This is a genomic window from Halorubrum sp. CGM4_25_10-8A, assembly GCF_005435025.1.
GTDB lineage: Archaea > Halobacteriota > Halobacteria > Halobacteriales > Haloferacaceae > Halorubrum > Halorubrum ezzemoulense.
On record NZ_SGTX01000007.1, the window covers coordinates 126259 to 147379 of the forward strand.

Consider the following 21121-nt stretch of genomic DNA (forward strand, 5'->3'; position numbering starts at 1 on the left):
CGCGTCGTCCGTCGTGGTCGTGGCTGAGACGGATCGAAAACGGTGCGCCGAGCGCTACTCGGCGTCGGCCTTCTGTTGGATCTCCTCGACGATCTCGGGGTTCCGAAGCGTGCTCGTGTTCCCGAGCTCCTTGCCGTCGGCGATGTTCTCCAGCAGGCGGCGCATGATCTTCCCGGATCGGGTCTTCGGCAGGTCGGGCGTGAACACGACCTGCTCGGGCCGGGCGATCGGGCCGATGGCGTCTTCGACGCCCGCGACGATCGCGTCGCGGAGCTCGTCGTCGCCCTCGTAGCCGTCCTCGGTCGTCACGTAGGCGTACACCGCCTCGCCCTTGATGTCGTGATTGCCGCCGACGACGGCCGCCTCCGCCACCCCTTCGACCCCGACGATGGCGGACTCGATCTCCATCGTCCCCAGCCGGTGGCCGGAGACGTTGAGCACGTCGTCCACGCGGCCGAGGACGGTAATGTAGCCGTCCTCGTCGATCTTCGCCCCGTCCTCCGGGAAGTACACCCAGTCGTCGGGGTCGTCGCTGTCGGTGTCGGAGTACTCCGCCCAGTACTCCTCGATGTAGCGCTCGTCGTTGTTGTACAGCGTCCGGAGCATGCCGGGCCACGGCTTCTGTACCGTGAGGTACCCCGCCTTCCCGGGCTCGACCTCCTCGCCGAGCGTGTCGAGTATCTGAACGTCGAGCCCCGGCAGCGGCGGTCCCGCGGCGCCGGGTTTCATGTCCTTGACGCCGGGCAGCGTGGTCACCATCATCCCGCCGGTCTCGGTCTGCCACCACGTGTCCACGATCGGGCACTCCTCGTCCCCGATGTGCTGGTAGTACCACTTCCACGCGCGCGGGTTGATCGGCTCGCCGACCGTGCCGAGCAGGCGCAGCGAGGAGAGGTCGTGACGGTCGGGGTACTCCGCGCCCCACTTCATGAACGCGCGGATCGCCGTGGGCGCCGTGTACAGCTGGGTCGCCTCGTACTCCTCGACGATCTCCCAGAGCCGGTCCTGCTCGGGGTGATCGGGCGTCCCCTCGTACATCATCGTCGTCGTGCCGAGCGAGAGCGGCCCGTAGACGATGTAGGAGTGACCGGTGATCCACCCGATGTCGGCAGAGCAGAAGTACGTGTCATCCGGCTTGATGTCGAGGACGGACTGCGAGGTCCACGACACCCACGAGAGGTACCCACCGGTCGTGTGTTTCACGCCCTTCGGCTTCCCGGTGGTTCCCGAGGTGTACATCAGGAACAGCATGTCCTCGGCGTCCCGGGTGACGGGCTCGACCTCGGCGCCCTCGTGGGCCGCGACGAGGTCGCCGTAGTCGAGCTGGTCGCCGCCGAGGTCGTGACCGAAGTCGTCGCCGTTCGGCCCGAGCCGGTCGACGACGACGGTCGTGGTGTCGTGGTCGACGCCCGCGAGCCCCTCGTTCGCCTTGTCGAGGTGGTCGAGCGGGTCGCCGCGGCGGTAGTAGCCGTCGCAGGTGACGAGGTACTCCGACTCCGCGGCGTTCATCCGCGTCGCGAGCGCGTCGGCCGAGAACCCGGCGAACACGACGCTGTGGGGCGCGCCGATGCGAGCGCACGCCAGCATCGCGATCGGCAGCTCCGGGATCATCGGCATGTACATCGTGACCACGTCGTCCTCCTCGACGCCCTGCTCCCGAAGGGCGGCGGCGAACTCGTTCACCTCGCGGTGGAGCTCCTCGTAGGTGTACGAGCGGTCGTCCTCGTCGACGGGCTCGCCGACCCACTCGATGGCGACCTCGTCGCCGCGGTCGTCGAGGTGTCGGTCGAGGCAGTTCGCCGACGCGTTCAGCTCGCCCCCGGTGAACCACTCGTAGAACGGCGGGTCGTCGTCGTCGAGCACCCGGTCGTAGTCGGTTTCCCACTCCAGCAGGTCGGCGGCCGTCTCCCAACACTCCGGCCAGTTCTCCTCGAACTCCTCGTATATCTCCGGGTCGGAGACGTTCGCCTGCTCGACGAACGACTCCGACGGCTCGAACACCTCTTGCTCCGCTAATCTCGCTTCCAGTTGGCCGTCTCCCTCTGTCATGGTACGGTCGTATCCAACCAATATCACCATATAAACGCTGACGCTAAATACGAAAAATCGTGATGGATACCCCGGCGAGGCGCCCTGCTCGACGGCCCCTACTCGTCGGCGCCGACGATCCTCCCGTCCTCGCGGGAGGCCCGATCTCCGTCCTCCTCGAAGACGCCGTCGAGCAGGGCGCGCTGGGCCTTTCGGAGGTGGTTGTGGAACGTCGGGGAGGAGACGTCCATCGCGTCGGCGACCTCCTCGGCCGTGCTGCCGCGCGGCCAGTCGAAGTACCCGCCGTGGTACGCCGCCGACAGCGCGGCCCACTGGCGGTCGGTGAACCGGTCGGCGATCCCGTCCCGCAGCGCCGACTCCGTGCGCGGCGAGCGCGCGACCGACTCCTTGCTCGCCAGCCTGACGCCCGCGAACCGGTCGCGGAGCCCGTCGGCGACGGGCCTGACGTTCGTTCCCTCCGGGAAGTCGGCGACGACGCGGACCCGCCCGTCTGCGGCCGACGCGTCGCGCACCGTCGCCCCGTGGTCGATGAGCGCCCTGACGAGCGACCCGCCCGCGAGGCGCACCGACGCCGAACACCCGTCCTCCCGGGTCTCGATCACGCGGAAGTCGGAGACGCCCCTGACTTCCTCGACGACGGTCGCGAACTCCTGCGGACCGGCCCCGTCGACGGAGAGGTACGCCCGGGAGACCTCGTCGTCGACGTCGACGGTCGAGGCCAGTTCGATCCGGCAGTCCAGCCGCTCGCTCGCCCGGGCGAGGAACGCGCCGTCGTCGGTCGCGCGGAACTCGACCTCGGTGACCGCGTCGGAGTGGAGCAGCTCCCGCCACCGGTCCGCGGTGATCAGCCGACCGAGGCAGCGTCCGAGGACCGCGAGCGAACGCGTCTCCGCGCCGTCGACCGGGTCTGCGGCGGCGACGACGCAGAGCGCGCCGTGGACCGCGCCCTCGTAGGCCGCCGGCACCGCGACCGCGGGCCGGCCGCCGGTCTCCTGTCGGCCGTCGGTCGAGACCGGCGCCTCGTCGGCTATCGCGTCCTGCCACGGGCCCCGCGCGGACACGTCGCGCTCCGCGAGCGTCGCCCGGTCGACGCCCGCGGTCGCGGCGATCTCGACCCGCTCGCCCCCGACCGCCCGACGGGCGAACCACGCCTCTGTCCAGCGGTCCGCCTCGGTCAGCCCGGCGGCGACGGCGGCGACGGGGTCTGACGGCCCGGACTCGGTGAGCGCCTCGAACCCCGGGAGGACGGTCGTCCCGGTCCGCCCGACGGTGGCGTCGGCGTCGGCGCCGGCGTCGACGGCGAGGGCGGCCGCCAGCGCCTCCCCGTCGAGCGGGTCGAGGTACGGGTCGAGCGTGCCGAGCGACTCCCAGCCGCCGGCGTCGCGGACGGCGCGCGGGTCGACATCTCGGTCGACGAGGTGCCGTCTGGCGAACGTCTTCCGGAGGGCGCTCGGCGTGACCCGCTCCTCGGGGGCGGCGTCGGTGCGATTCGCCGCTCGCGCCGCCGTCTCGCGCACGATCATCTGGACCCGGCGGGGCGAGACGTCGACGTACGGGTCGTCCGCGCCGAGCCCCTCGCTCGTCGCGTACCGGTCGAGGTCGGCGGCCAACGAGGCCGGAACGACGGTCTCGCGGTCGATCCGCTCGTCGATGTCGGCCGGCGGCGCCCCGTCTCCGTCCTCACGCTCGCCGTCCTCGGCCGCCGGTACCGCGAGGAGCCGCGCGCCGGCGCCCGACTCCGCCTCGTGGAGGTGTCGCGGGGCGACGCGGGTTACCTCCTCCGTCCGGAGGCCGGCCTCGCCCGCCAGCCTGACGACGAGCGCCGCTCGATACGTCTCCGCGGCGGTGACGAGCGCGTCGTAGGCGTCCGCGTCGAGTCCGTCGACCATTCGTTTCGGGAACCAACAAGAAGCCGAAACAAAACTGTTCCGGAAACGCGGATCTCGGTCCCCTGAGCTACCGCGCCGTGGCGAGATTCCTCCGTTCGGAAACGATGTTCCGGAGAAGTACTTCGCATCTGCTCGCATTCCCGAAATACTTCCGCCCGCACCCTCGCCAACGCGATCCCGCCCCGACATCCCGACACGCCGACGCGGCAAAAGGGGCTGTACGGTCGGTGGCAGCAGACGGAAGCCGACCGGTGCGGAACGTTCGCCGGCGTCGCGGGCGGGTGGCGGCGACCGAAGCTACGGCCGGCTGTTCTCGTCTCTGACGGTCGACTCGATCTCGCCCACGACCTCCGGGTTCCGGAGCGCGCTCACGTCGCCGAACTCCTCGCCGCGGGCGATGTCCTCCAGCAACCGTCGCATGATCTTCCCGGAGCGCGTCTTCGGAAGTTCCGGGGTGAACACGATCCGGTCCGGGCGGGCCACGTCGCCGACCGCCCCCGCCAGCCGGTCGGCGACGGCGTCGCGGAGCCCCTCGTCGGGCTCGACGCCGCTCTTCGTCGTCACGTACGCCACGATGCGGCCGTCGCCGTCGCCGACGACGGCGGCCTCGGTCACGCCGTCGGCGTCGACGATGGCCGCCTCCAGCTCCCCGGTGTTGAACCGCTGGGCGCGGACGTTGATCACGTCGTCGACGCGACCGAGGATCGTGACGTAGCCGTCCTCGTCGACGGTCGCGCCGTCGCCGGTCCGGTAGCGCCAGCCGTCCTCGCCCCTGAGCCAGTACTCCCGGAGGTAGCGCTCGTCGCCCTCCCGGAGCCCGCGCAACATTCCGGGCCACGGCGACGCGAGCGCGAGGTACCCGGACTCGCCGGGATCGACCGGCTCGCCGTCCTCGTCGACGACGCGGGCGTCGATCCCGGGCAGCGGCGGGCCGACCTTCCCCGGTTTCATGGGGGTTATTCCGGGGAGGGTGGCAAGCGCGATGGCCCCGGTCTCAGTCTGCCACCACGTGTCGACGACCGGCGCGTCGCCGCCGCCGACGTGCTCGCGGTACCAGCGCCACGCCTTCGGCGTGATCGACTCGCCGACCGTCCCGAGCAGGCGGATCGACGAGAGGTCGTGCGACTCGGGGTACTCCGCGCCCCACTTCATGAACGACCGGATCGCGGTCGGTGAGGTGTAGAAGACGCTCACCGCGTTGCGCTCGATCAGGTCCCAGACGCGGTCGCGGTCGGGGTAGTCGGGCGATCCCTCGTACAGCACCGTGGTCGTCCCGGTCGCGAGGGGGCCGTACACCCCGTAGGAGTGCCCGGTGATCCAGCCGATGTCGGCGGCGCACCAGTAGGTGTCGTCCGGGCGCACGTCCAAGACCTTCCGCGTCGTCCACGCGACGTGCGCGAGGTAGCCGCCCGTCGCGTGCTCGACCCCCTTCGGCCGGCCGGTCGTGCCCGAGGTGTACATCACGAACAGCAGATCCGTCGCGTCCCGGGCGACCGGCTCGACGGTCTCGCCGTCGTGCGCGTCGACGAGCGCGCCGTATTCGTGTTCGTCGTCGCCGAGCGAGACGGCCAGCTCGTCGCCGAGGCGATCGACGACGACGGCGGCCGACAGCTCGCTCTCGGCGCGGATCCGGGCGTTGTCCGCCTTCGATTTCTGGTTGAACGCGTCCTCGCGGCGGTAGTAGCCGTCGCAGGTGATCAGGTACTCGGAGTCGGCCGCGTCGATCCGGGTCGCGAGCGCCTCCGCGGACAGCCCCGCGAAGACGACGTTGTGCGGCGCGCCGATGCGAGCGCACGCCAGCATCGCGATCGGTAGCTCCGGGACCATCGGCAGGTACAGCGTGACCACGTCGTCCTCCTCGACGCCGAGGTCGCGGAGCCCGGCCGCGACCGCGTTCACCTCGCGGTGGAGGTCGAGGTAGGTGTACGACCGGCGCTCGCCGCGCTTGCCGAACCACCGGATCGCGAGCTGGTTCCGGCGGTCGTCGAGGTGGCGGTCGACGCAGTTCGCCGCGGCGTTGAGCCGCCCGTCCGGGAACCACTCGTAGAACGGCGGCTCGGAGTCGTCGAGGACCGTCTCGTACTCGCGGTCCCACGTCAGGAGGTCGGCCGCCGCGCGCCACGCGTCAGGCCCCTCCCGCTCGAACCGCTCGTACACACCCGGGTCATCGGCGGCGGCTCGCTCCAAGAAGTCGGCCGGCGGCGGGACGACGTCCTCGTCGCCGTCTGTCAGCCGCCCCCCGCCACCGGAGTCGTCCATACCACGTGATGGCCCGCGGAGGAACGTATACTTTGTCCGACCGCTCGCCGGGCGAAACGGTCCGGGCAGGACGGTCCGGCCGGAGCGGTCTGCGCGGGGCCGGGCGGCGGTCGGACGGTCTTCGGCGAGCGCCCGACCCGCGGCGGTCAGGCCGACTCTTCGGCGGGCGCCGCCGCCATCTCGGCAGCCTTCGCCCGGGCGCGGGCGACTATCGAGGGCTTCGCCTCGAAGTCGACGGTCACCTGGTCGCCCGCGTACGTCTCCTCGGCGACGTACCCGTGGTCGTGGACCCACGAGACGAGGCTCATCGCCTCGTCGGAGACCGGGAGGACGAGCCGCTCGCGCTCCCAGTCGGGAAGTTCGTCCTCGACCCGGTCGCGGAGTTCGGCGACCCCGGCGCCCGTCTTCGCCGAGACGGCGATCGGGTCGGGCGCGACGCCGGAGAGCGCGGCGCGCTTGTCGGCGAGCGCTCCCGGCTCCAGCCGGTCGATCTTGTTGAACACGGTGACGACCGGGGCCTCGTTGCGCTCGTAGAGGGTGTCGTGGCTCGTGACGAGCTTCTCGCGCATGGCCTCGACCGGCTCGCTCGCGTCGACGACGAGGAGGACGAGGTCGGCGCGGTACACCGAGTCGAGCGTCGACTCGAACGACTCCACGAGCCAGTGGGGGAGGTCCGCGATGAACCCCACCGTGTCCGTCAGCAGCACGTCGCGCTTCTCCATCTCGGCCCGGCGCGTCGTGGTCCCGAGCGTCGTGAACAGCATGTCCTGCGACTCCGCGGTGGTGTCGAGGTCGCGGTGACGCTCGGCGTTCTCGTCGACCGCCAGCTCGTCCGCGAGCCGGCGCATCAGCGTCGACTTCCCGGCGTTGGTGTACCCCGCGAGCGCGACGAGGTCGAAGCCGGAGTCGCGGCGCTGCTCGCGGCGCGCCTCCTCCTTCTCCGCGATCGACGCCAGCTCGTCGCGGATCTCGGATATCTGTCGTTTGATGTCGCGCTCGACGCTCTCGTCGTACTCGCCGAGCCCCATGAACCCGGGGCGCTCGTCGCGCTTCGCGAGGCTCGCCTTCGCCTCCGCCCGGGGGAGCTCGTAGCGAAGCTCCGCGAGCTCGACCTGGAGCTGCGCCTTCCGCGTGTTCGCGCGCTGGCCGAATATCTCGAGGATGAGCGTGAATCGGTCGACCACCTCGACGCCTTCGGGGAGCTTCCCGCCGACGTTGAACGTCTGGTACGGCCCCACGTCGTTGTCGATGATCACCGCGTCAGCGTCGGCGCGCCGGACGAGGTCTCGCAGCTCCGCAACCTTCCCCTCGCCGAACATGAACGCGGCGTCCTCGGTCCGGGTCTGGGTGAGTTCGCCGACCACGTCGTAGCCCGCCGCCGCCGCTAACTGACGGATCTCGGAGAGGTCGGCCGCACCGGAGTCGACGCGTTTGGCGACGACCGCTCGGCGTCCGTCGGTTCCTGAGTCGGCGTCGGCCGCCCCCGCTCCGGCGCCGTCGCTCATCGGAGGAGGTCCCGGACCGCGTACGCGGCGTGGTGTGCTGCCTGCACTGTCTCGCGCTCGCCTATGCTCTCGACGTATTTAAACTCGGGCTGGAAGCTGAGTCCGACGCGGTCGGCCGGCTCCTCGTAGAACTCGCCGCCCTCGGCGACGATCGGACCGTCGGGCGGCGCGGGGAGGTCGCCCACCGCGTCGGCGGCGAGCGCGACGGTCGCCTCCAGCGTCGGCCCCTCGCGCGCGGCGGCGAACCCCATCCCTTCCACGGAGCGGATCCGGGAGGAGTCGATCCGCGCGTGGACCGCGGCCGCGACCATCAGGTACTCGCCGTCCTCCTCGTGACGGCCGCTGATGTCCACGCCGACGACCTCAGGGGCGGGAACCGTCCACCACCGTTCGACCGGCGCGCGCGTTCGCGTCGACTGCTCGTGCGTCCATGCGAGGCCGTACGTGGGCCGTCGAATTGAACGTTTTCGTGGGTCGCCGCGCAGAGCGGCCCGGCGGCCCGAACGGCACGGTCAGTTCCGGAGGCTGTCGACGACGTCCGCGACGCGGTCGACCGCCTCGTCGACGTCGCCCTCGTCGACGTCGAGGTGAGTCGTGAACCGCGTCGTGTAGTCGTCGAACTCGACGCAGCCGACGCCGGCGTCCTTACAGGCCGCGTAGAGCGACTCGGCCGGGATGCCGGCCGCTTCGGTGTCCGCAACGACGATATTCGTGTCCGGCGCGGGCGCGTCGACGCCGTCGAGCGCGTCGAGGCCGGCCGCGAGCCGCTCCGCGTTTGCGTGGTCCTCCGCGAGGCGGTCGACGTTCTCCAGCGCGCGGAGCGCCGGCGCGGCGATCATCCCGGCCTGGCGCATCCCGCCGCCGAACAGCTTGCGGACCCGGCGGGCGTCCTCGATAAACGCCTCGTCGCCGGCGAGGATCGAGCCGACCGGGGCGCCGAGCCCCTTCGAGAGACAGAACGTGACGCTGTCGGCGTGGGCGACGATCTCGCTCGCGTCGACGCCGAGCGCGACCGCGGCGTTGAAGACACGCGCGCCGTCGAGGTGGACCGGCACGTCGGCCTCGCGGGCGGCCTCGGCCGCGGCCGCGATCCGGTCGACCGGGACCGCGATCCCGCCGCGGTAGTTGTGGGTGTTCTCCACGGTGAGGAGACCGGTCCCGGGGCGGTGGAGGTCCTCGTCGACGAGCCCCTCGCGGACCGCCTCGGGGGTCGGGACGCACCGCTCGCCGGCGTCTATCGTCCGCGTCTGGACGCCGGAGAGCTTCGCCGCCCCCGCCAGCTCCCAGCGGTAGATGTGCGACTCGCGCTCCAAGAGGAGCTCTTGGCCCGGCTCCGTGTGCGCGTGGACCGCGATCTGGTTGGCCATCGTCCCAGAGGGGACGTACAGCGCGGCCTCGGTGCCGACCGCGTCGGCGGCTTGGCGCTCTAACTCGTTGACCGTCGGGTCGTCGCGGTACACGTCGTCGCCGACCTCGGCGGTCGCGGCCGCGTCGCGCATCTCCTCGGAGGGCGTCGTGACGGTGTCGGACCGCAGGTCGATGAACTCGTCGTCGGACATCTGTTGTAGGCCCTACCGCGGCGCCGGGCATATATCCCGCGCTCGGCGAGCGAGCGGCGCAGCGAACGCGGGACGGGAGATCCGCGCTCGGCGCGGTCGGTTCCGCGTTCGGTCCCTTCTTATTGACTGGGATCGATCCGTGACGTATGGCAACGGAAGCCGCGACAGACGACGCAGCCGACGCACCGGACGCCTACGGCGCGCTCCTCGACCGCGTCCAGCGGTGGAACGCGGTCGGGAGCGCCTCCGGCGTCCTCGGCTGGGACCAGCAGGTGATGATGCCCGAGGGCGGCACGCCCGCGCGGTCGAAGCAGCTCTCGGCGCTCTCCTCGGTCCACCACGACATGGTCACCGCCGACGAGACGGGCGAACTGCTCGACGAACTCGACGACGCCGACCTCACGGACGAGCAGGCCGCGGTCGTCCGGGAGGTCCGCCGCGAGTACGAGCGCGCCGACGCCGTCCCGGTCGAACTCGTCGAGGAGATCTCCGAGACGGGCTCCGAGGCGCTTCAGGCGTGGGAGGAGGCGAAGGCCGAGAACGACTTCGAGACCTTCGCGCCGTACCTGGAGAAACACGTCGAGCTGAAGCGGGAGTACGCGGAGCACATCGACCCCGACCGAGACCCCTACGAGGTCCTCTTCGAGGAGTTCGAGCCGTGCCTCTCGATGGAGCGCGCGGAGTCGATCCTCACCGAGCTCCGCGAGGCGCTCGTCCCGATGATCGAGGAGATCCGCGCGTCCGATGTCGACCTCGCCGTCGACACCTTCGAGGGGACCTTCCCCGAGGACGAGCAGGAGTCGCTCTCGCGAGAGGCGCTCGAGCTCGTCGGCTACGACTTCGACCGCGGCCGTCTCGACGTCTCCTCGCACCCGTTCACGTCCGGGAACCAGTTCGACTGCCGGGTGACGACCCGGTTCGACGAGACCGACCCGCTCGGCGCGGTCGGCTCGACGATCCACGAGTTCGGCCACGCGCAGTACAACCTCGGGCTCCCGCAGGAGCACTTCGGCACGCCGCTGGGCACGTCGCGCGACCTCTCGGTCCACGAGTCGCAGTCGCGACTCTGGGAGAACCACGTCGGCCGGAGCGAGGCGTTCTGGCAGGAGTTCCTTCCCGTCTTTCAGGAGCACTTCCCGCAGACCGAGGACGCGACGGTCCGCGACGCCTACGAGGCGTTCAACCAGGTGTACGAGGACAATCTCATCCGCGTCGAGGCCGACGAGCTCACCTACCACCTCCACATCGTCGTCCGGTTCGAGATCGAGCGCGACCTGATCCGCGGCGACCTCGACGTCGAGGACGTGCCCGAGGTCTGGAACGACAAGTACGAGGAGTACCTCGGTATCCGTCCCGAGAACGACGCGGAGGGGTGTCTCCAGGACATCCACTGGAGCCACGGCAACTTCGGCTACTTCCCGACCTACTCGCTCGGTTCCGTGATGGCCGCGCAGCTGTTCGAGGCCGCCGAGGCCGAGATCGACGACCTCGACGCGAAGATCGCCGAGGGCGAGTTCGGCGACCTCCGCGACTGGCTCGGCGAGAACGTCCACCGGCACGGCGCCCGCTACGAGACGAACGAACTGGTGGTGCGCGCGACCGGCGAGGACTTCTCCGCCGACGCCTTCCTCGACTACGTCGACGAGAAGTACGGCGAGCTGTACGGGATCTGAGGCGCCGTCGAGCGCTCCGAACCCGCTTTTCTACCACCGTCGACGGTCCTCGGCGGGACGCGCTCGTGCGTCAGAACGACCGGTCCGTCGCGGCGGCGTCCGCGTCGAACGCGCCGACGGTCTCCACTGCGGCCGCCCCCGCGGCGTTGCCGACCGTCGCCAGCCGGCGGAGGTCCGACGCGCCGCCGTGCCGCGCGGCGAGGACCGCGCCCGCGAACGCGTCGCCGGCGCCGGCCGGTGTGGCAACCGTCGCCGAGGGGGGAGCGACGGTCAGGCGCTCCGTGACGGCCCCGTCGTCGATCCGCATCGCCCGCGTCGCGTCGCCGCCGTCGGTGACGAACGCCGTCGCGGAGTGGTCCGCCGGGAGCAGTTCGAGCAGGCCCGCCGGCGTCGGCTCGACGCCGGCCACCGCGAGGTCGTCCGTCCCGGCGAACAGCAGGTCGCAGCGCGGGAGGACCTCTCGCAGCGCGTCTCGGTACTCTTCCGGGCCCGACCACTGGTTCGGACGCCCGTTGAGGTCGAACGCGACGCGGGTGCCGCGCTCCGCGGCCGCCGCGGCGAGGCGGCGGACCGTCGCCCCGTTCACCGCGGCCGGCAGCGTGACTCCCTCCAGCAGGATCCACTCGTACGAGGCCGCGAACGACGCCGGATCCTCTGGTGGTGTGAACCCGTAACAGCTTCCGGCCACCCACGCGTTCCATTCCTCGTCGCCCGCCGCCCCGGTGTACAGCGTCAGCGGTGACGGCGCGTCGACCCGCGCGAGGCGTTCCGTGCCGACCGGGCCGTTCGCGAGGTCCCCGGCGGCGGCCGCCCCGAGCACGTCGGTCCCGACGTTCGTGACGAGGTCGACCTCGCAGCCGGCCGCAGCGGCCCATCGGGCGGCGTTCGTCGCCGTGCCGCCGACGTGCCACTCGAAGCCGCTCCCGGGCGCGATCGGTCCGCCGTCCGTGGGGTAGAGGTCGACCGTCGTGTCGCCGACGACCGCCACTCCTCGGTCGCTGTCACTCACTGTCGCACCGTGTTCGCTACGCTGTAGCGGTACCCGCATGAATCTATCCACTCGATTCCCCCTCAGCCGCGCCCGCGATCCGGCCACCCGTGGCCGAGACCGAGCGTGCGTCCGGCTGTGGGATATTTCCGGCCGGAGGGCGTCCCCGATCCATATGTCGCAGCCGCAGCCCGAGATCGACCTCAAGCCGGACCTGACCGACGACGTCGCCCTCGTCACGGGCGCGAACCGCGGTATCGGAGCCGAGATCGCCGCGGGTCTCGCGGAACTGGGAGCGACCGTGTACGCCGGGGCCAGAGACCCGAACGACGTCACCGCGGCGGACCAGCGCGCCGTCGAACTGGACGTGACCGACGACGGGCAGATCCGGGCGGCGGTCGACCGGATCGAACGAGAGCGGGGGTCGTTGGACGTTCTGGTGAACAACGCCGGGATCTTCTCCCGGTCGGGACCGCTTCACGAGATGGACGAGGCCGACTTCGACCGGACGATGGCCGTGAACCTCCGCGGCCCGGTCCTGCTGACGAAGCGGGCGCTGCCGCTGCTTCTGGACGGCCCCGGCGGGCGCGTGGTCTCCATGTCGTCGGGCCTCGGACGCTTCACGGAGGGACGAATGGAGGGCGAGTATCCGCCGTACCGGCTGTCGAAGGTCGGTCTCGGAGGGTTGACGGCCTACCTCGACGGGGAGTACGGCGATCGGGGACTCATCGCCAACGCCGCCTCCCCCGGGTGGGTTCGGACTGACATGGGCGGGGACGGTGCGCCCCGCTCGCCGTCGAAAGGGGCCGAGACCCCGGTGTGGCTCGCCAGGTTCGCACCGGGGGCCCGGGGGGACTGCTCTGGAAGGACCGCGAGCGGGTCCCTTGGTGAGGGCGACGCGGACGCCCCGAGGGGCCGTCCCCGCACTCGCTCCGCGCTTATCCCAGCCGGAACCCGGTCATCAGGACGATGAGCACGAGCATCATCGCCCCCTCGAACAGTCCGACGACGAGGTTCTTCTTCTCGATCGATTCGAGCCGCGAGGCGTCCGGATCCGGCGACAGCGTCTCGTAGTAGGCGCTGAGCTGGAGCCGGTGCGGCACGGCGATCCCGAACGCGAACAGCCCCCAGCCGAGCGCGAGCGCGGCCCCCGACCACGCGCCGCCGAAGCCGTAGCCGAGGCCGAGGTCGGGCGTCAACAGCACCGTTCCGGACAGCACCGTCGTCAGCGAGAAGCCGACGAGGAAGAAGACCGCCTTCGGCACCAGCGTCGTCGTGACCGCGGCCGACGCCTCCTCGCCGAGACCACCGAGCGTCGGACCGATGATCGCCGGGAAGATCAGCGCGAACCCGAACCAGACCGCCCCGGCCGCGACGTGCGTGTAGAAGAGCAGTTCGGTGCTCCCGAGCGCGAGGCTCGCCCCGAGGAACGCCAGCGGGACGAGGAGGCTCCCGGCCGCGAACGCCGGATTCGCGGCCCGGGCGAGGTGTTGGACTCGATCGACGAACCCCTGTTCGACGATGCGGCGATCGGTCTCGTTAGCGACTGCCATGCCGTCTGATAACAATCAACTCTAAAATGCGTTCTGGTCGACACGAACGCGGCCGGTTTCCGCCGCGGCGGTCACTTCTCGATGATGCTCTCCTCGACGGCCTCGCCGAAGTGGCGCGCGACGTCCTCGTAGTAGACGAGCGCCTCGTCGCCCGGCTCGACCTCGGTGACGGCCTTGCGGCCCTCGCCCGTCGCGATCTTCACGGTCTCGGCGTTCTGGATGAGCGTCTCGATCCGGTCGGTCCCGTCCTCCGTCTCGATCTCCGCTTGGATCCGGAACATCGGGCGCTTCTCGATCTTTACCCGGCCCACGACCGCCTCGCGGGTGTGGCCGTCCGTGTCGACGACCTGGACCTCGTCGCCGCTCGACAGTTCGGCGAGGTAGTTGGTGCCGCCCTCCGAGTTGCGGACGTAGGCGTGGACCGCCCCCGCGTTCACGCGGAACGGCCGCGAGGCGACGTACGGCGACTCCGCCGTCTCGGCGTGGACGAAGAAGAGCCCGCGAGACATCGAGCCGACGAGCATCCCCTCGCTGTCGTCCATCAGCGACCCCGTGTCGATACAGACCCGGTCGGCCCTCCCGGTCTGTTCGATCTCGGTCACCTCGGCGTAGCGGAGATCGAGCGTCTCGCGGTCCGCGGCGTCGCGGGCCTGGACCGCGCCGCGGATCTCGTCGGGTGAGTCGGCGTCGAGGAGGACGCCGTCGGCGCCGATCTCCAGCGTCTCGAAGGCGGTCCGGGCCTCCGCGGCCGTCGTCGCGCCGGCGACGAGGTGGGTCTCCTCGCCGACGCGGGCGATCAGGTTCTCCAGCGGGATGATCGACCAGTCCTCGCCCACGATCACGGTGAACTCGGCGTCGTCGGCGGCGGCCTCGGCGAACGCCTCGTACCCTGTGCCGAGGATGCGGACGTATGCGCCCTGCGCGCGGTCGTCGCGGCGGCGCAGCGTGGTCAGGTCGGCCGACCCGGAGAGGTCCTCCGGCATGTCGATCGTCCCGTCGCCCTCCCCGCCCTTCCCGACGAAGTACGCGTCGGCCTCGGCGTCGCTCTCGGCGTCGTCGATCACGTCCGCGTCCGATCGGAAGGCGGCCACGTTCACGTCGCCCAGCTCCCGGACCCGGCCGACGTCCCCCTCGTCGACGAGCACCCAGTCCGCGCCGGCCTCGATGGCGGCGGTGACCCGTCGCTTGCGCGCCTCCCAGTCGCCGACGGTGCCGTCGGCTTTGACCCAGACCGTGCGTGTCATTGTCGGAACCTCACGGCGCGGCGGCTTGAAAACTGCGAAAGGAACAGGGAGTCCGACCGGATCTCGCACGGTCGACCGCGGGCGCTCGGCCCGCCCTCAGGCCTCGACGAACCCGCCCGCCCGCAGCGCCTCGTCGACGCCGGCGTCGTCGTGGACGACCGCCGACACCGCTCTCGCGATCCCCTCCGGGTCGTCGTGCTGGAAGATCGACCGCCCCATCGACACCCCGGCGGCGGCGCCGTCCATCGCGCCGCGTACCATCTCGACCGTCTCCCGGTCGGTGCCCTTCGAGCCGCCGGCGATGACGACGGGGAGCCGCGTCGACTCCGTCACGCGGGCGAACGAGTCGCCGTCGCCCGAATACCCGGTCTTCACCACGTCGGCGCCGAGCTCCTCGGCGAGCCTGACGGCGTGTCCGAGGGCCTCCGGGTCGGACTCGTCGACGCCCGGGCCCCGGGCGTACGCCATCGCGAGGACGGGGAGCCCCAGCCGCTCCGCGTCGGCGGTCAGCTCCGCGAGGTCCTCGATCTGGTTCGGCTCGTACTCCGAGCCGACGTTGATGTGGAAGGAGACGGCGTCGGCGCCGGCCCGGACCGCGTCCGCCGCCGTGCCGGTGACGCGCTTGTCGCTCTCGTCGGGGCCGATCGTCGTCGAGCCGTTGAGGTGGACGATGTACCCCGCGTCGTTCTTGTTCGGGTGGACGCGCTCCGCGATCCCGCGCTGGGTGAGCACCGCGTCCGCCCCGCCGCTGGTGACGCCGTCGATCGTCGACTCGATGTCGACGAGCCCCTCGACGGCGCCCATCGTGATCCCGTGGTCCATCGGGACGATCAGGTAGCGGTCGTTCGTGGAGATGCGGTCGAGTCGTGCCGAGAGTCCTGCTGTCATAGTGGGGTGGGTCGTTGTGTGAGAGTGTGGCAATCGTAGGTAAGTGGGTTTCGTTCGGGGACGTATTGGCTCCGAGGCGCCGGGATCAGACCGACTCTGTCGCCTCGGCCCGCGAGCGGCGGCCGCGCTCCGCGCCCTCGGTCAGTTCGCGGGAGAGCGCCTCCAGCCGGTCGGCGACCGCCGCGGTCGGGAGGTCCTCCGCGACGCCCTCGGCGACGATGTCGACCAGCGCGGAGCCGACGATGATCCCGTCGGCGCCGCCAGCGACGATCCGCTCGGCGTGCTCGCCGGACGAGATGCCGAACCCGACCGCCTTCGGCACGTCGTACTCGCGGAGCCGGTCGAGGCTCGCCGTGGTCTGGTCTGAGACGTCGTCTCGGGCGCCGGTCGTCCCGAGCCGGGCCTGGACGTACACGTAGCCCGAGACGCGCTCCATGAGCCGGTCGAGGCGGTCCGCGCGCGTCGTCGGCGCGACGATGAAGACGAGGTCGAGCCCGAACTCGTCGCAGGCCTCGCGCAACGGGTCCGCCTCCTCGGCCGGCAGGTCGGGGACGACGAGGCCCTGAATCCCGGCCGCGGCGGCGCGCTCGACGAAGGGCCGCGGTCCCTCGCCCTCACCGTACTGGTAAATGAGATTGTAGTACGTCATACAGACTAACGCGGCGTCCACGTCGAGGTCCTCCGCGAACGCGAAGAACCGCTCCGGCGTCATCCCCGCGTCGAGCGAGCGGACGAGCGCCTCCTGTATCGTCGACCCCTCCGCGATCGGCTCGGAGAAGGGGAGGCCGAGCTCGATCACGTCCGCGCCGCCGCGGTCGAGCGCCTCGACGTACGCCTTCGACGACTCGTAGTCCGGATCGCCGACGACGAGGTACGGGACGTAGGCCGGGCCGTCCGCGAACGCCGCGGCGATCGCCGAGGAGTTGGCGGGCTCCCCCATTCAGATTCCCTCCGTGAACATCGACATGTCCGGCGCGTTCGGCACGTCCCGCTGGTCGGTCTCCTCGATGGCGGCGTCGAGGTCCTTGTCGCCGCGCCCCGAGACGTTCACGATCACGCGCTCGCCGAGGTCCTCGTGGTGCTCCTCGAGGTAGCCGAACGCGTGCGCCGTCTCCAGCGCCGGGATGATCCCCTCCGTGTTCGAGAGCCGGTGGAACCCCTCCAAGGCGGCGTCGTCGTCGACCGCGACCGGGTCGACGCGGCCCTCGTCGACGAGGTACGCGAGCTCCGGACCGACGCCGGCGTAGTCGAGCCCGGAGGAGACGGAGTGGCTCTCCATGATCTGCCCGTCCGAGTCCTGGAGCAGCTTCGTCCGCGCCCCGTGGAGGACGCCCTCGTCGCCCGCGTACAGCGACGCGGAGTTCGGCGCGACGCCCTCCTCCTCGTCGACTTCGAGGGTGGAGCCGCCCGCCTCGACCGCGTGGAGGGCGACGGACTCGTCGTCGACGAAGTCGGCGAACGTGCCCATCGTGTTCGACCCGCCGCCCGCGCAGGCGACCACGTCGGTCGGGAGCCCGCCCGTCTTTTCGATCGCTTGCTCGCGCGCCTCCTCGGAGATGACCGCCTGGAAGTCGCGGACCATGACCGGGAACGGGTGCGGGCCGACGATCGACCCGATCACGTAGTGGGTGTCCTCGACGGTCTCCGCCCAGTCGCGCATCGTCTCGGAGATGGCCTCCTTGAGGGTGCCGCGCCCGGTGGTGACGGGCTTGACCTCCGACCCGTTGAGCTTCATCCGGAACACGTTGGGGCGCTGGCGGTTGATGTCGCGCTCGCCCATGTAGATCGTACAGGGCATGTCCAGGTGCGCGGCCGCCATGGCCGTCGCGGTGCCGTGCTGGCCGGCGCCCGTCTCCGCGATGATGCGCTCTTTGCCCATGTACTTCGCCAAGAGGACCTGCCCGAGCGCGTTGTTCAGCTTGTGGGCGCCGCCGTGGAGGAGGTCCTCGCGCTTGAGGAACACCTCCGTGTCGTAGCGCTCCGAGAGCCGGTCGGCGCGCTGGAGCGGCGTCGGCCGCCCGCCGAACGCCGCGAGCCGCTCGCGGAACTCGTCCATGAACCCGTCCTCGTTGTTCAGGACGTAGCGCTCGTACGCGTCGGCCAGCTCCTCGATGGCGGGCATCAGCGCCTCCGGGACGTACTGGCCGCCGTACCGGCCGAACTTCCCGTCGTCGCGCCCGCGCTCGCGGCCCGGTCGCCGCGAGGGCACCGCGCCGTCCGTTGCTTCCGTCGTCCGCGTGTCGGTCTCGCTCATGTGGGTGTCTCCGTTGTCTCCGTCGCGTCGTCGTCCGCGGCCGCCGCGTCATCGCCGTCCGCGGTCGCCTCGTCGCCGCCGGCCTCCGTCCGCACCAGTTCGCGGGTGTTCGCCGCCACGTCGCCGTCCATGATCGCGCTCCCGACGAGCAGCGCGTCGGCGCCCGCGGCCCGCATCCGGCGGACGTCGGCGGGCGATCCGATGCCGCTCTCGGCGATCAGCGTGACCTCGTCCGGGACGTGGGGCGCCACGGACTCGAAGGTTCCGAGGTCGACGACTAGCTCCGCGAGGTCGCGGTTGTTCACGCCGATCGTCGTCGCGCCCGCGTCGAGCGCGCGCTCCAGCTCCTCCCGGTCGTGGACCTCGACGAGGACCTGGAATCCCCGGTCTCGGGCGGCCTCGAGCAGTGTCGGGAGGTCGTCGCCGACGAAGCGGGCGATGAGCAGGACCACGTCGCTCTCGACGGCGTCGAGCTGCGCCTCCTCGACGACGAAGTCCTTCCGGAGGACCGGTACGTCTACCGCGTCGCGCACGCGTTCGAGGGTGTCGACGCTCCCGCCGAAGTGCCCCGGCTCGGTGAGCACGCTCAGCGCGGCCGCCCCGCCGGCGACCATCCCCTCCGCGAGCGCGACGGGGTCGTCCTCGCGGCTTCCCTCGGTCGTCGGGCTCGTGGGCTTCACCTCGGCGATAAGCGGGACGCGGTCCTCGGCGTCGGCCCGTTCGAACGCGGCCGAGAGGTCGCGCGGCGAGACCGAGATGTCCCCGTCGGCTCCCCGGGCCGCGCTCGCCCGCTCCCGGGCGCCGGACAGGATCGACCTGACCGCCGGCGCCAGCTCGTCTGGATCGTCCATTACTATACACTAATGTACGTATCTGTTCATAAGGCTTGCGGGGGCGGCCGGGACGCCGTAGCTTCTCACAGAGAAGCCGAACACGTTCCCGTGCCGATGACTTAAGTGATTCACCCTTCCAACGAAGGGTATGAGCCTGTCCGGTACGTCCGGCGTCTTCGCCCGGCAGTTCGACGAGATCGGTCGGACCGTCCAGATCGGGTTCGCCGGCGGTCGCGTCATCTCGGTGTCGTTCCCCGCCGAGCACCCCGGCGACGCCGACGGCGACCACGACCTGTTAGACAGGATCGACGCGTACCTCGGCGGCGAGCGCGACGAGTTCGCCGAGGTCGCGCTCGGCCTCACGGTCCCGACGGACCGGCGCGAGGCGCTGGAGGCGCTCCGGAGCGTCCCGTACGGCGAGGAGGTCTCCGTGAGCCGACTCGCGCGGCTCGGCGGGTTCGACCCCGACGACCCGGACGACCTGGAGGTCGTGACGGGAGCGCTCGCCGACAACCCGATCCCGGTCCTGCTGCCGGACCACCGGGTGAGCGGCGGGCCGTACGCGACGCCGAGCGACGTGCGGAGCGAGCTCCGGCGCGTCGAGGGAGTCTCTCGGTAACGGCACCCCGGCGTCAGCGCGCGCGACCGGCGTATCGCGTATAAGAATTCTTTGTTATCGTTCATTATAGATACACGACCGAGTCAGCTCTAATACCGCCGCGCCCGGGCCGTTACAACTGTCGTTGGTGATTCGATATGAACGGTGAGAAGCGAATGGGAGCGGAGACGGACGGACCGATGACTGCGATGTCGCGTCGGGGGGCGCTCGGCTTCCTCGGAGTTGCCGGGTTCGCCGGGTTGTCGAGCACGACCGCGAGCGCGAAGCAGAGGAAGGGTAACGGAAACGGCGGGAACGGAAACGGCGGGGGCGGCAACGGTGCCAGCGCGGAGATCAACGTCTTACCGAACCCGAACTTCATCACGAACGCAGCCGGGGAGGTCCCGCCGTTCGACCCGGACGTTGAACTGTTCGATCCGGCGCCGGTCTCGATCCCGCTCGACGAGATCATCGAGGGAAGCGAGGAGTACGACTCGACGCTCGGTCGCTCGCTGAACGACGGGAAGCATCAGGTCGTCCGACCGCCGGCGGGATACGACCGCGAGGAAGGGTACGACGGCTCGTGGGTCCCGGTGACGTGGGGCGAATACGGCGCGGTCGGCGGAACGGCGACCGTCGGCGGCGTGAAGCCGGACAACGGGAACGGCGGGAACGGCAATGGGAACGGCGGCGCGACCGGAACGCGCGTCAACATCAACGTCGAGAACGCGCTGCCGAACGGTCAGTACACGATCTGGGTCGTCAAGTTCGCCGCGCTCGCGGACGACGGCGACCTCGGCCCGAGCGACCCGTTCGTGACGCCCGCCGGGAACGGGCTGGTCGGCTTCCACAACCTCGGCCAGAAGTTCGGCGGCGACGGCGACTCGGAGAACGACTTCACGGTCGACGAGAACGGCGACGGCGGGATTCGCGTCTTCAACGAGGGCGGCGACCTGACCGGGATCCCCGGGTTCAACGAGCCGGGATACCCGTTCGTCGGCGAGGCCGACGACTACGGGCAGAGCGCGGACCGACTCAGCGAGATCGCGAACGACCTGCGAGAGGAGGACGAGATCCACTTCGTCGGCGCGTTCCACTACGACGACCAGGTGTGGGGCGTCTACCCAGGCCCCTGGCACGTGAACCAGTTCAGCGCGGTCTTCCAGTTCTGACCGCGACGGCAGCCCGGCCGACCGGCCGGCTCAGATCTCGAAGTCGGGCGTGTCGAACGCGCCCTCGTCGGCGTCGACGTCGTAGCGCTCGATCCCGGTGAGCGCGACGTCGAGCGTCGCCTCGGCGTCCCACCGCCCCGTGTTGATCGCGAGGTCGTAGATAGAGCGGTCGGACAGATCGATCCCGTAGTAGGACTTGTACCGCTGCTCCTCGATTACCTCTCGGACCTGCATCTCCGAGGTCATCTCCTCACGGTCGGCCGTGCGGTCCGCGCGGACCTCGTCGGGCGCGTCGAGCCAGATCCGGATGTCGGCGCGGTTGCCGGCGAGCCAGCCCGCCAGCCGCGACTCCAGCACGAACGCCTTGTTCGCGGTTCCCCACTTCTCGGCGATGCGACGGAGCCGCTGGTCGAGCGCCCGGTCGATCTCCTCGGACTCGCCGGTCTCGGCGATGAGCTGCGAGAGGCTCATGTCCCGCTCGGCCGCGATTTCGCGGAACAGCTCGCCCCCGGAGACGTAGCCGCAGTCGAGCGCGTCGGCGATCCCCTCGACGAGCGTCGTCGCCCCGCAGCCCGGCGGGCCGGAGACGGTGACGAACAGGTTCCGGTCGATCCGTCTGTCGGGCTCCGGCGAGGTGCCGCTCATGCGTGTTGCGCC

The 21121-nt window shown here is 70.8% G+C and carries 17 protein-coding genes and 1 pseudogene; 4 read left to right on the forward strand and 14 right to left on the reverse strand.

Going from position 1 to position 21121, the window contains the following annotated elements; genetic code table 11:
• Positions 1-54: 54 nt before the first annotated feature.
• From acs (EXE52_RS09655) to EXE52_RS09680, 6 genes are all read right to left on the reverse strand, one after another.
• Complete coding sequence (gene acs, locus EXE52_RS09655) at positions 55-2049, reverse strand: acetate--CoA ligase (RefSeq protein ID WP_089307659.1); 1995 nt, start codon at positions 2047-2049, stop codon at positions 55-57.
• A gap of 98 nt (positions 2050-2147) precedes the next feature.
• Positions 2148-3938 (reverse strand): bacterio-opsin activator domain-containing protein, encoded by a 1791-nt coding sequence (locus EXE52_RS09660; RefSeq protein ID WP_089307658.1) that lies wholly within the window; start codon positions 3936-3938, stop codon positions 2148-2150.
• Positions 3939-4235: 297 nt separating this feature from the next.
• On the reverse strand, positions 4236-6197 hold the full coding sequence (gene acs / locus EXE52_RS09665; RefSeq protein WP_089307657.1) for an acetate--CoA ligase: 1962 nt from the start codon (positions 6195-6197) through the stop codon (positions 4236-4238).
• Positions 6198-6343: 146 nt separating this feature from the next.
• On the reverse strand, positions 6344-7702 hold the full coding sequence (hflX, locus tag EXE52_RS09670; protein WP_089307656.1) for a GTPase HflX: 1359 nt from the start codon (positions 7700-7702) through the stop codon (positions 6344-6346).
• Positions 7699-8055, reverse strand: a complete 357-nt coding sequence (locus EXE52_RS09675) for a DUF2209 family protein (protein ID WP_086215790.1) — start codon at positions 8053-8055, stop codon at positions 7699-7701. The genes hflX and EXE52_RS09675 overlap by 4 nt, the downstream gene beginning before the upstream one ends.
• A 159-nt stretch (positions 8056-8214) precedes the next feature.
• Entirely contained in the window at positions 8215-9261 is a 1047-nt protein-coding gene (locus EXE52_RS09680) for a low specificity L-threonine aldolase (RefSeq protein ID WP_089307655.1), read from the reverse strand.
• A 146-nt stretch (positions 9262-9407) separates the two neighbouring features.
• Here EXE52_RS09680 and EXE52_RS09685 point away from each other — a divergent pair, with 146 nt between their 5' ends.
• Positions 9408-10934, forward strand: coding sequence for a carboxypeptidase M32 (locus EXE52_RS09685; RefSeq protein WP_086215788.1), 1527 nt, complete (start codon positions 9408-9410; stop codon positions 10932-10934).
• 70 nt (positions 10935-11004) lie between these two features.
• Here the strand turns inward: EXE52_RS09685 and EXE52_RS09690 are convergent, their stop codons facing one another.
• The gene (locus EXE52_RS09690) at positions 11005-11943 is read right to left on the reverse strand and encodes a carbohydrate kinase family protein (RefSeq protein WP_089307654.1); all 939 of its coding nucleotides are present in this window, start codon (positions 11941-11943) and stop codon (positions 11005-11007) included.
• A 154-nt stretch (positions 11944-12097) separates the two neighbouring features.
• On the opposite strand from EXE52_RS09690, the pseudogene EXE52_RS09695 reads away from it, so the two are divergent.
• A pseudogene (locus EXE52_RS09695) lies at positions 12098-12813 on the forward strand (SDR family NAD(P)-dependent oxidoreductase).
• Positions 12814-12860: 47 nt separating this feature from the next.
• Here EXE52_RS09695 and EXE52_RS09700 read toward each other — a convergent pair.
• The 6 genes from EXE52_RS09700 to trpC all read right to left on the reverse strand — a co-directional run bounded on the left by EXE52_RS09700 (position 12861) and on the right by trpC (position 18712).
• On the reverse strand, positions 12861-13475 hold the full coding sequence (locus EXE52_RS09700; protein ID WP_049929571.1) for a hypothetical protein: 615 nt from the start codon (positions 13473-13475) through the stop codon (positions 12861-12863).
• A 71-nt stretch (positions 13476-13546) separates the two neighbouring features.
• Positions 13547-14719, reverse strand: coding sequence for a 3-dehydroquinate synthase II (locus EXE52_RS09705; RefSeq protein WP_089307653.1), 1173 nt, complete (start codon positions 14717-14719; stop codon positions 13547-13549).
• A gap of 96 nt (positions 14720-14815) precedes the next feature.
• Positions 14816-15607, reverse strand: a complete 792-nt coding sequence (locus EXE52_RS09710) for a 2-amino-3,7-dideoxy-D-threo-hept-6-ulosonate synthase (protein WP_049929569.1) — start codon at positions 15605-15607, stop codon at positions 14816-14818.
• 85 nt (positions 15608-15692) lie between these two features.
• Positions 15693-16547: a tryptophan synthase subunit alpha gene (trpA, locus tag EXE52_RS09715; RefSeq protein WP_086216587.1), complete on the reverse strand. Its 855-nt coding sequence runs from the start codon at positions 16545-16547 to the stop codon at positions 15693-15695.
• The gene (gene trpB / locus EXE52_RS09720; protein ID WP_049929566.1) at positions 16548-17861 is read right to left on the reverse strand and encodes a tryptophan synthase subunit beta; all 1314 of its coding nucleotides are present in this window, start codon (positions 17859-17861) and stop codon (positions 16548-16550) included.
• A complete protein-coding gene (gene trpC, locus EXE52_RS09725) occupies positions 17858-18712 on the reverse strand; it encodes an indole-3-glycerol phosphate synthase (RefSeq protein ID WP_089307652.1) in 855 nt (284 codons plus the stop codon). Before trpC ends, trpB begins: the two co-directional genes overlap by 4 nt.
• Positions 18713-18842: 130 nt before the next feature.
• On the opposite strand from trpC, the gene EXE52_RS09730 reads away from it, so the two are divergent.
• Positions 18843-19313, forward strand: a complete 471-nt coding sequence (locus EXE52_RS09730) for an MGMT family protein (RefSeq protein WP_089307651.1) — start codon at positions 18843-18845, stop codon at positions 19311-19313.
• 137 nt (positions 19314-19450) lie between these two features.
• Positions 19451-20464, forward strand: a complete 1014-nt coding sequence (locus EXE52_RS09735; protein ID WP_137703714.1) for a hypothetical protein — start codon at positions 19451-19453, stop codon at positions 20462-20464.
• A 30-nt stretch (positions 20465-20494) separates the two neighbouring features.
• On the opposite strand, the gene cmk is transcribed toward EXE52_RS09735, so the two are convergent.
• Entirely contained in the window at positions 20495-21109 is a 615-nt protein-coding gene (gene cmk / locus EXE52_RS09740) for a (d)CMP kinase (protein WP_049929561.1), read from the reverse strand.
• Positions 21110-21121: the final 12 nt, after the last annotated feature.

What these genes read in the sequence shown, in the direction of transcription:
- acs (WP_089307659.1), bottom strand. Translation starts at nt 2,049, where the DNA reads ATGACAGAGGGAGACGGCCAACTGGAAGCGAGATTAGCGGAGCAAGAG.
- EXE52_RS09660 (WP_089307658.1), bottom strand. Translation starts at nt 3,938, where the DNA reads ATGGTCGACGGACTCGACGCGGACGCCTACGACGCGCTCGTCACCGCC.
- acs (WP_089307657.1), bottom strand. Translation starts at nt 6,197, where the DNA reads ATGGACGACTCCGGTGGCGGGGGGCGGCTGACAGACGGCGACGAGGAC.
- hflX (WP_089307656.1), bottom strand. Translation starts at nt 7,702, where the DNA reads ATGAGCGACGGCGCCGGAGCGGGGGCGGCCGACGCCGACTCAGGAACC.
- EXE52_RS09680 (WP_089307655.1), bottom strand. Translation starts at nt 9,261, where the DNA reads ATGTCCGACGACGAGTTCATCGACCTGCGGTCCGACACCGTCACGACG.
- EXE52_RS09685 (WP_086215788.1), top strand. Translation starts at nt 9,408, where the DNA reads ATGGCAACGGAAGCCGCGACAGACGACGCAGCCGACGCACCGGACGCC.
- EXE52_RS09700 (WP_049929571.1), bottom strand. Translation starts at nt 13,475, where the DNA reads ATGGCAGTCGCTAACGAGACCGATCGCCGCATCGTCGAACAGGGGTTC.
- EXE52_RS09705 (WP_089307653.1), bottom strand. Translation starts at nt 14,719, where the DNA reads ATGACACGCACGGTCTGGGTCAAAGCCGACGGCACCGTCGGCGACTGG.
- EXE52_RS09710 (WP_049929569.1), bottom strand. Translation starts at nt 15,607, where the DNA reads ATGACAGCAGGACTCTCGGCACGACTCGACCGCATCTCCACGAACGAC.
- trpA (WP_086216587.1), bottom strand. Translation starts at nt 16,547, where the DNA reads ATGGGGGAGCCCGCCAACTCCTCGGCGATCGCCGCGGCGTTCGCGGAC.
- trpB (WP_049929566.1), bottom strand. Translation starts at nt 17,861, where the DNA reads ATGAGCGAGACCGACACGCGGACGACGGAAGCAACGGACGGCGCGGTG.
- trpC (WP_089307652.1), bottom strand. Translation starts at nt 18,712, where the DNA reads ATGGACGATCCAGACGAGCTGGCGCCGGCGGTCAGGTCGATCCTGTCC.
- EXE52_RS09730 (WP_089307651.1), top strand. Translation starts at nt 18,843, where the DNA reads ATGAGCCTGTCCGGTACGTCCGGCGTCTTCGCCCGGCAGTTCGACGAG.
- EXE52_RS09735 (WP_137703714.1), top strand. Translation starts at nt 19,451, where the DNA reads ATGAACGGTGAGAAGCGAATGGGAGCGGAGACGGACGGACCGATGACT.
- cmk (WP_049929561.1), bottom strand. Translation starts at nt 21,109, where the DNA reads ATGAGCGGCACCTCGCCGGAGCCCGACAGACGGATCGACCGGAACCTG.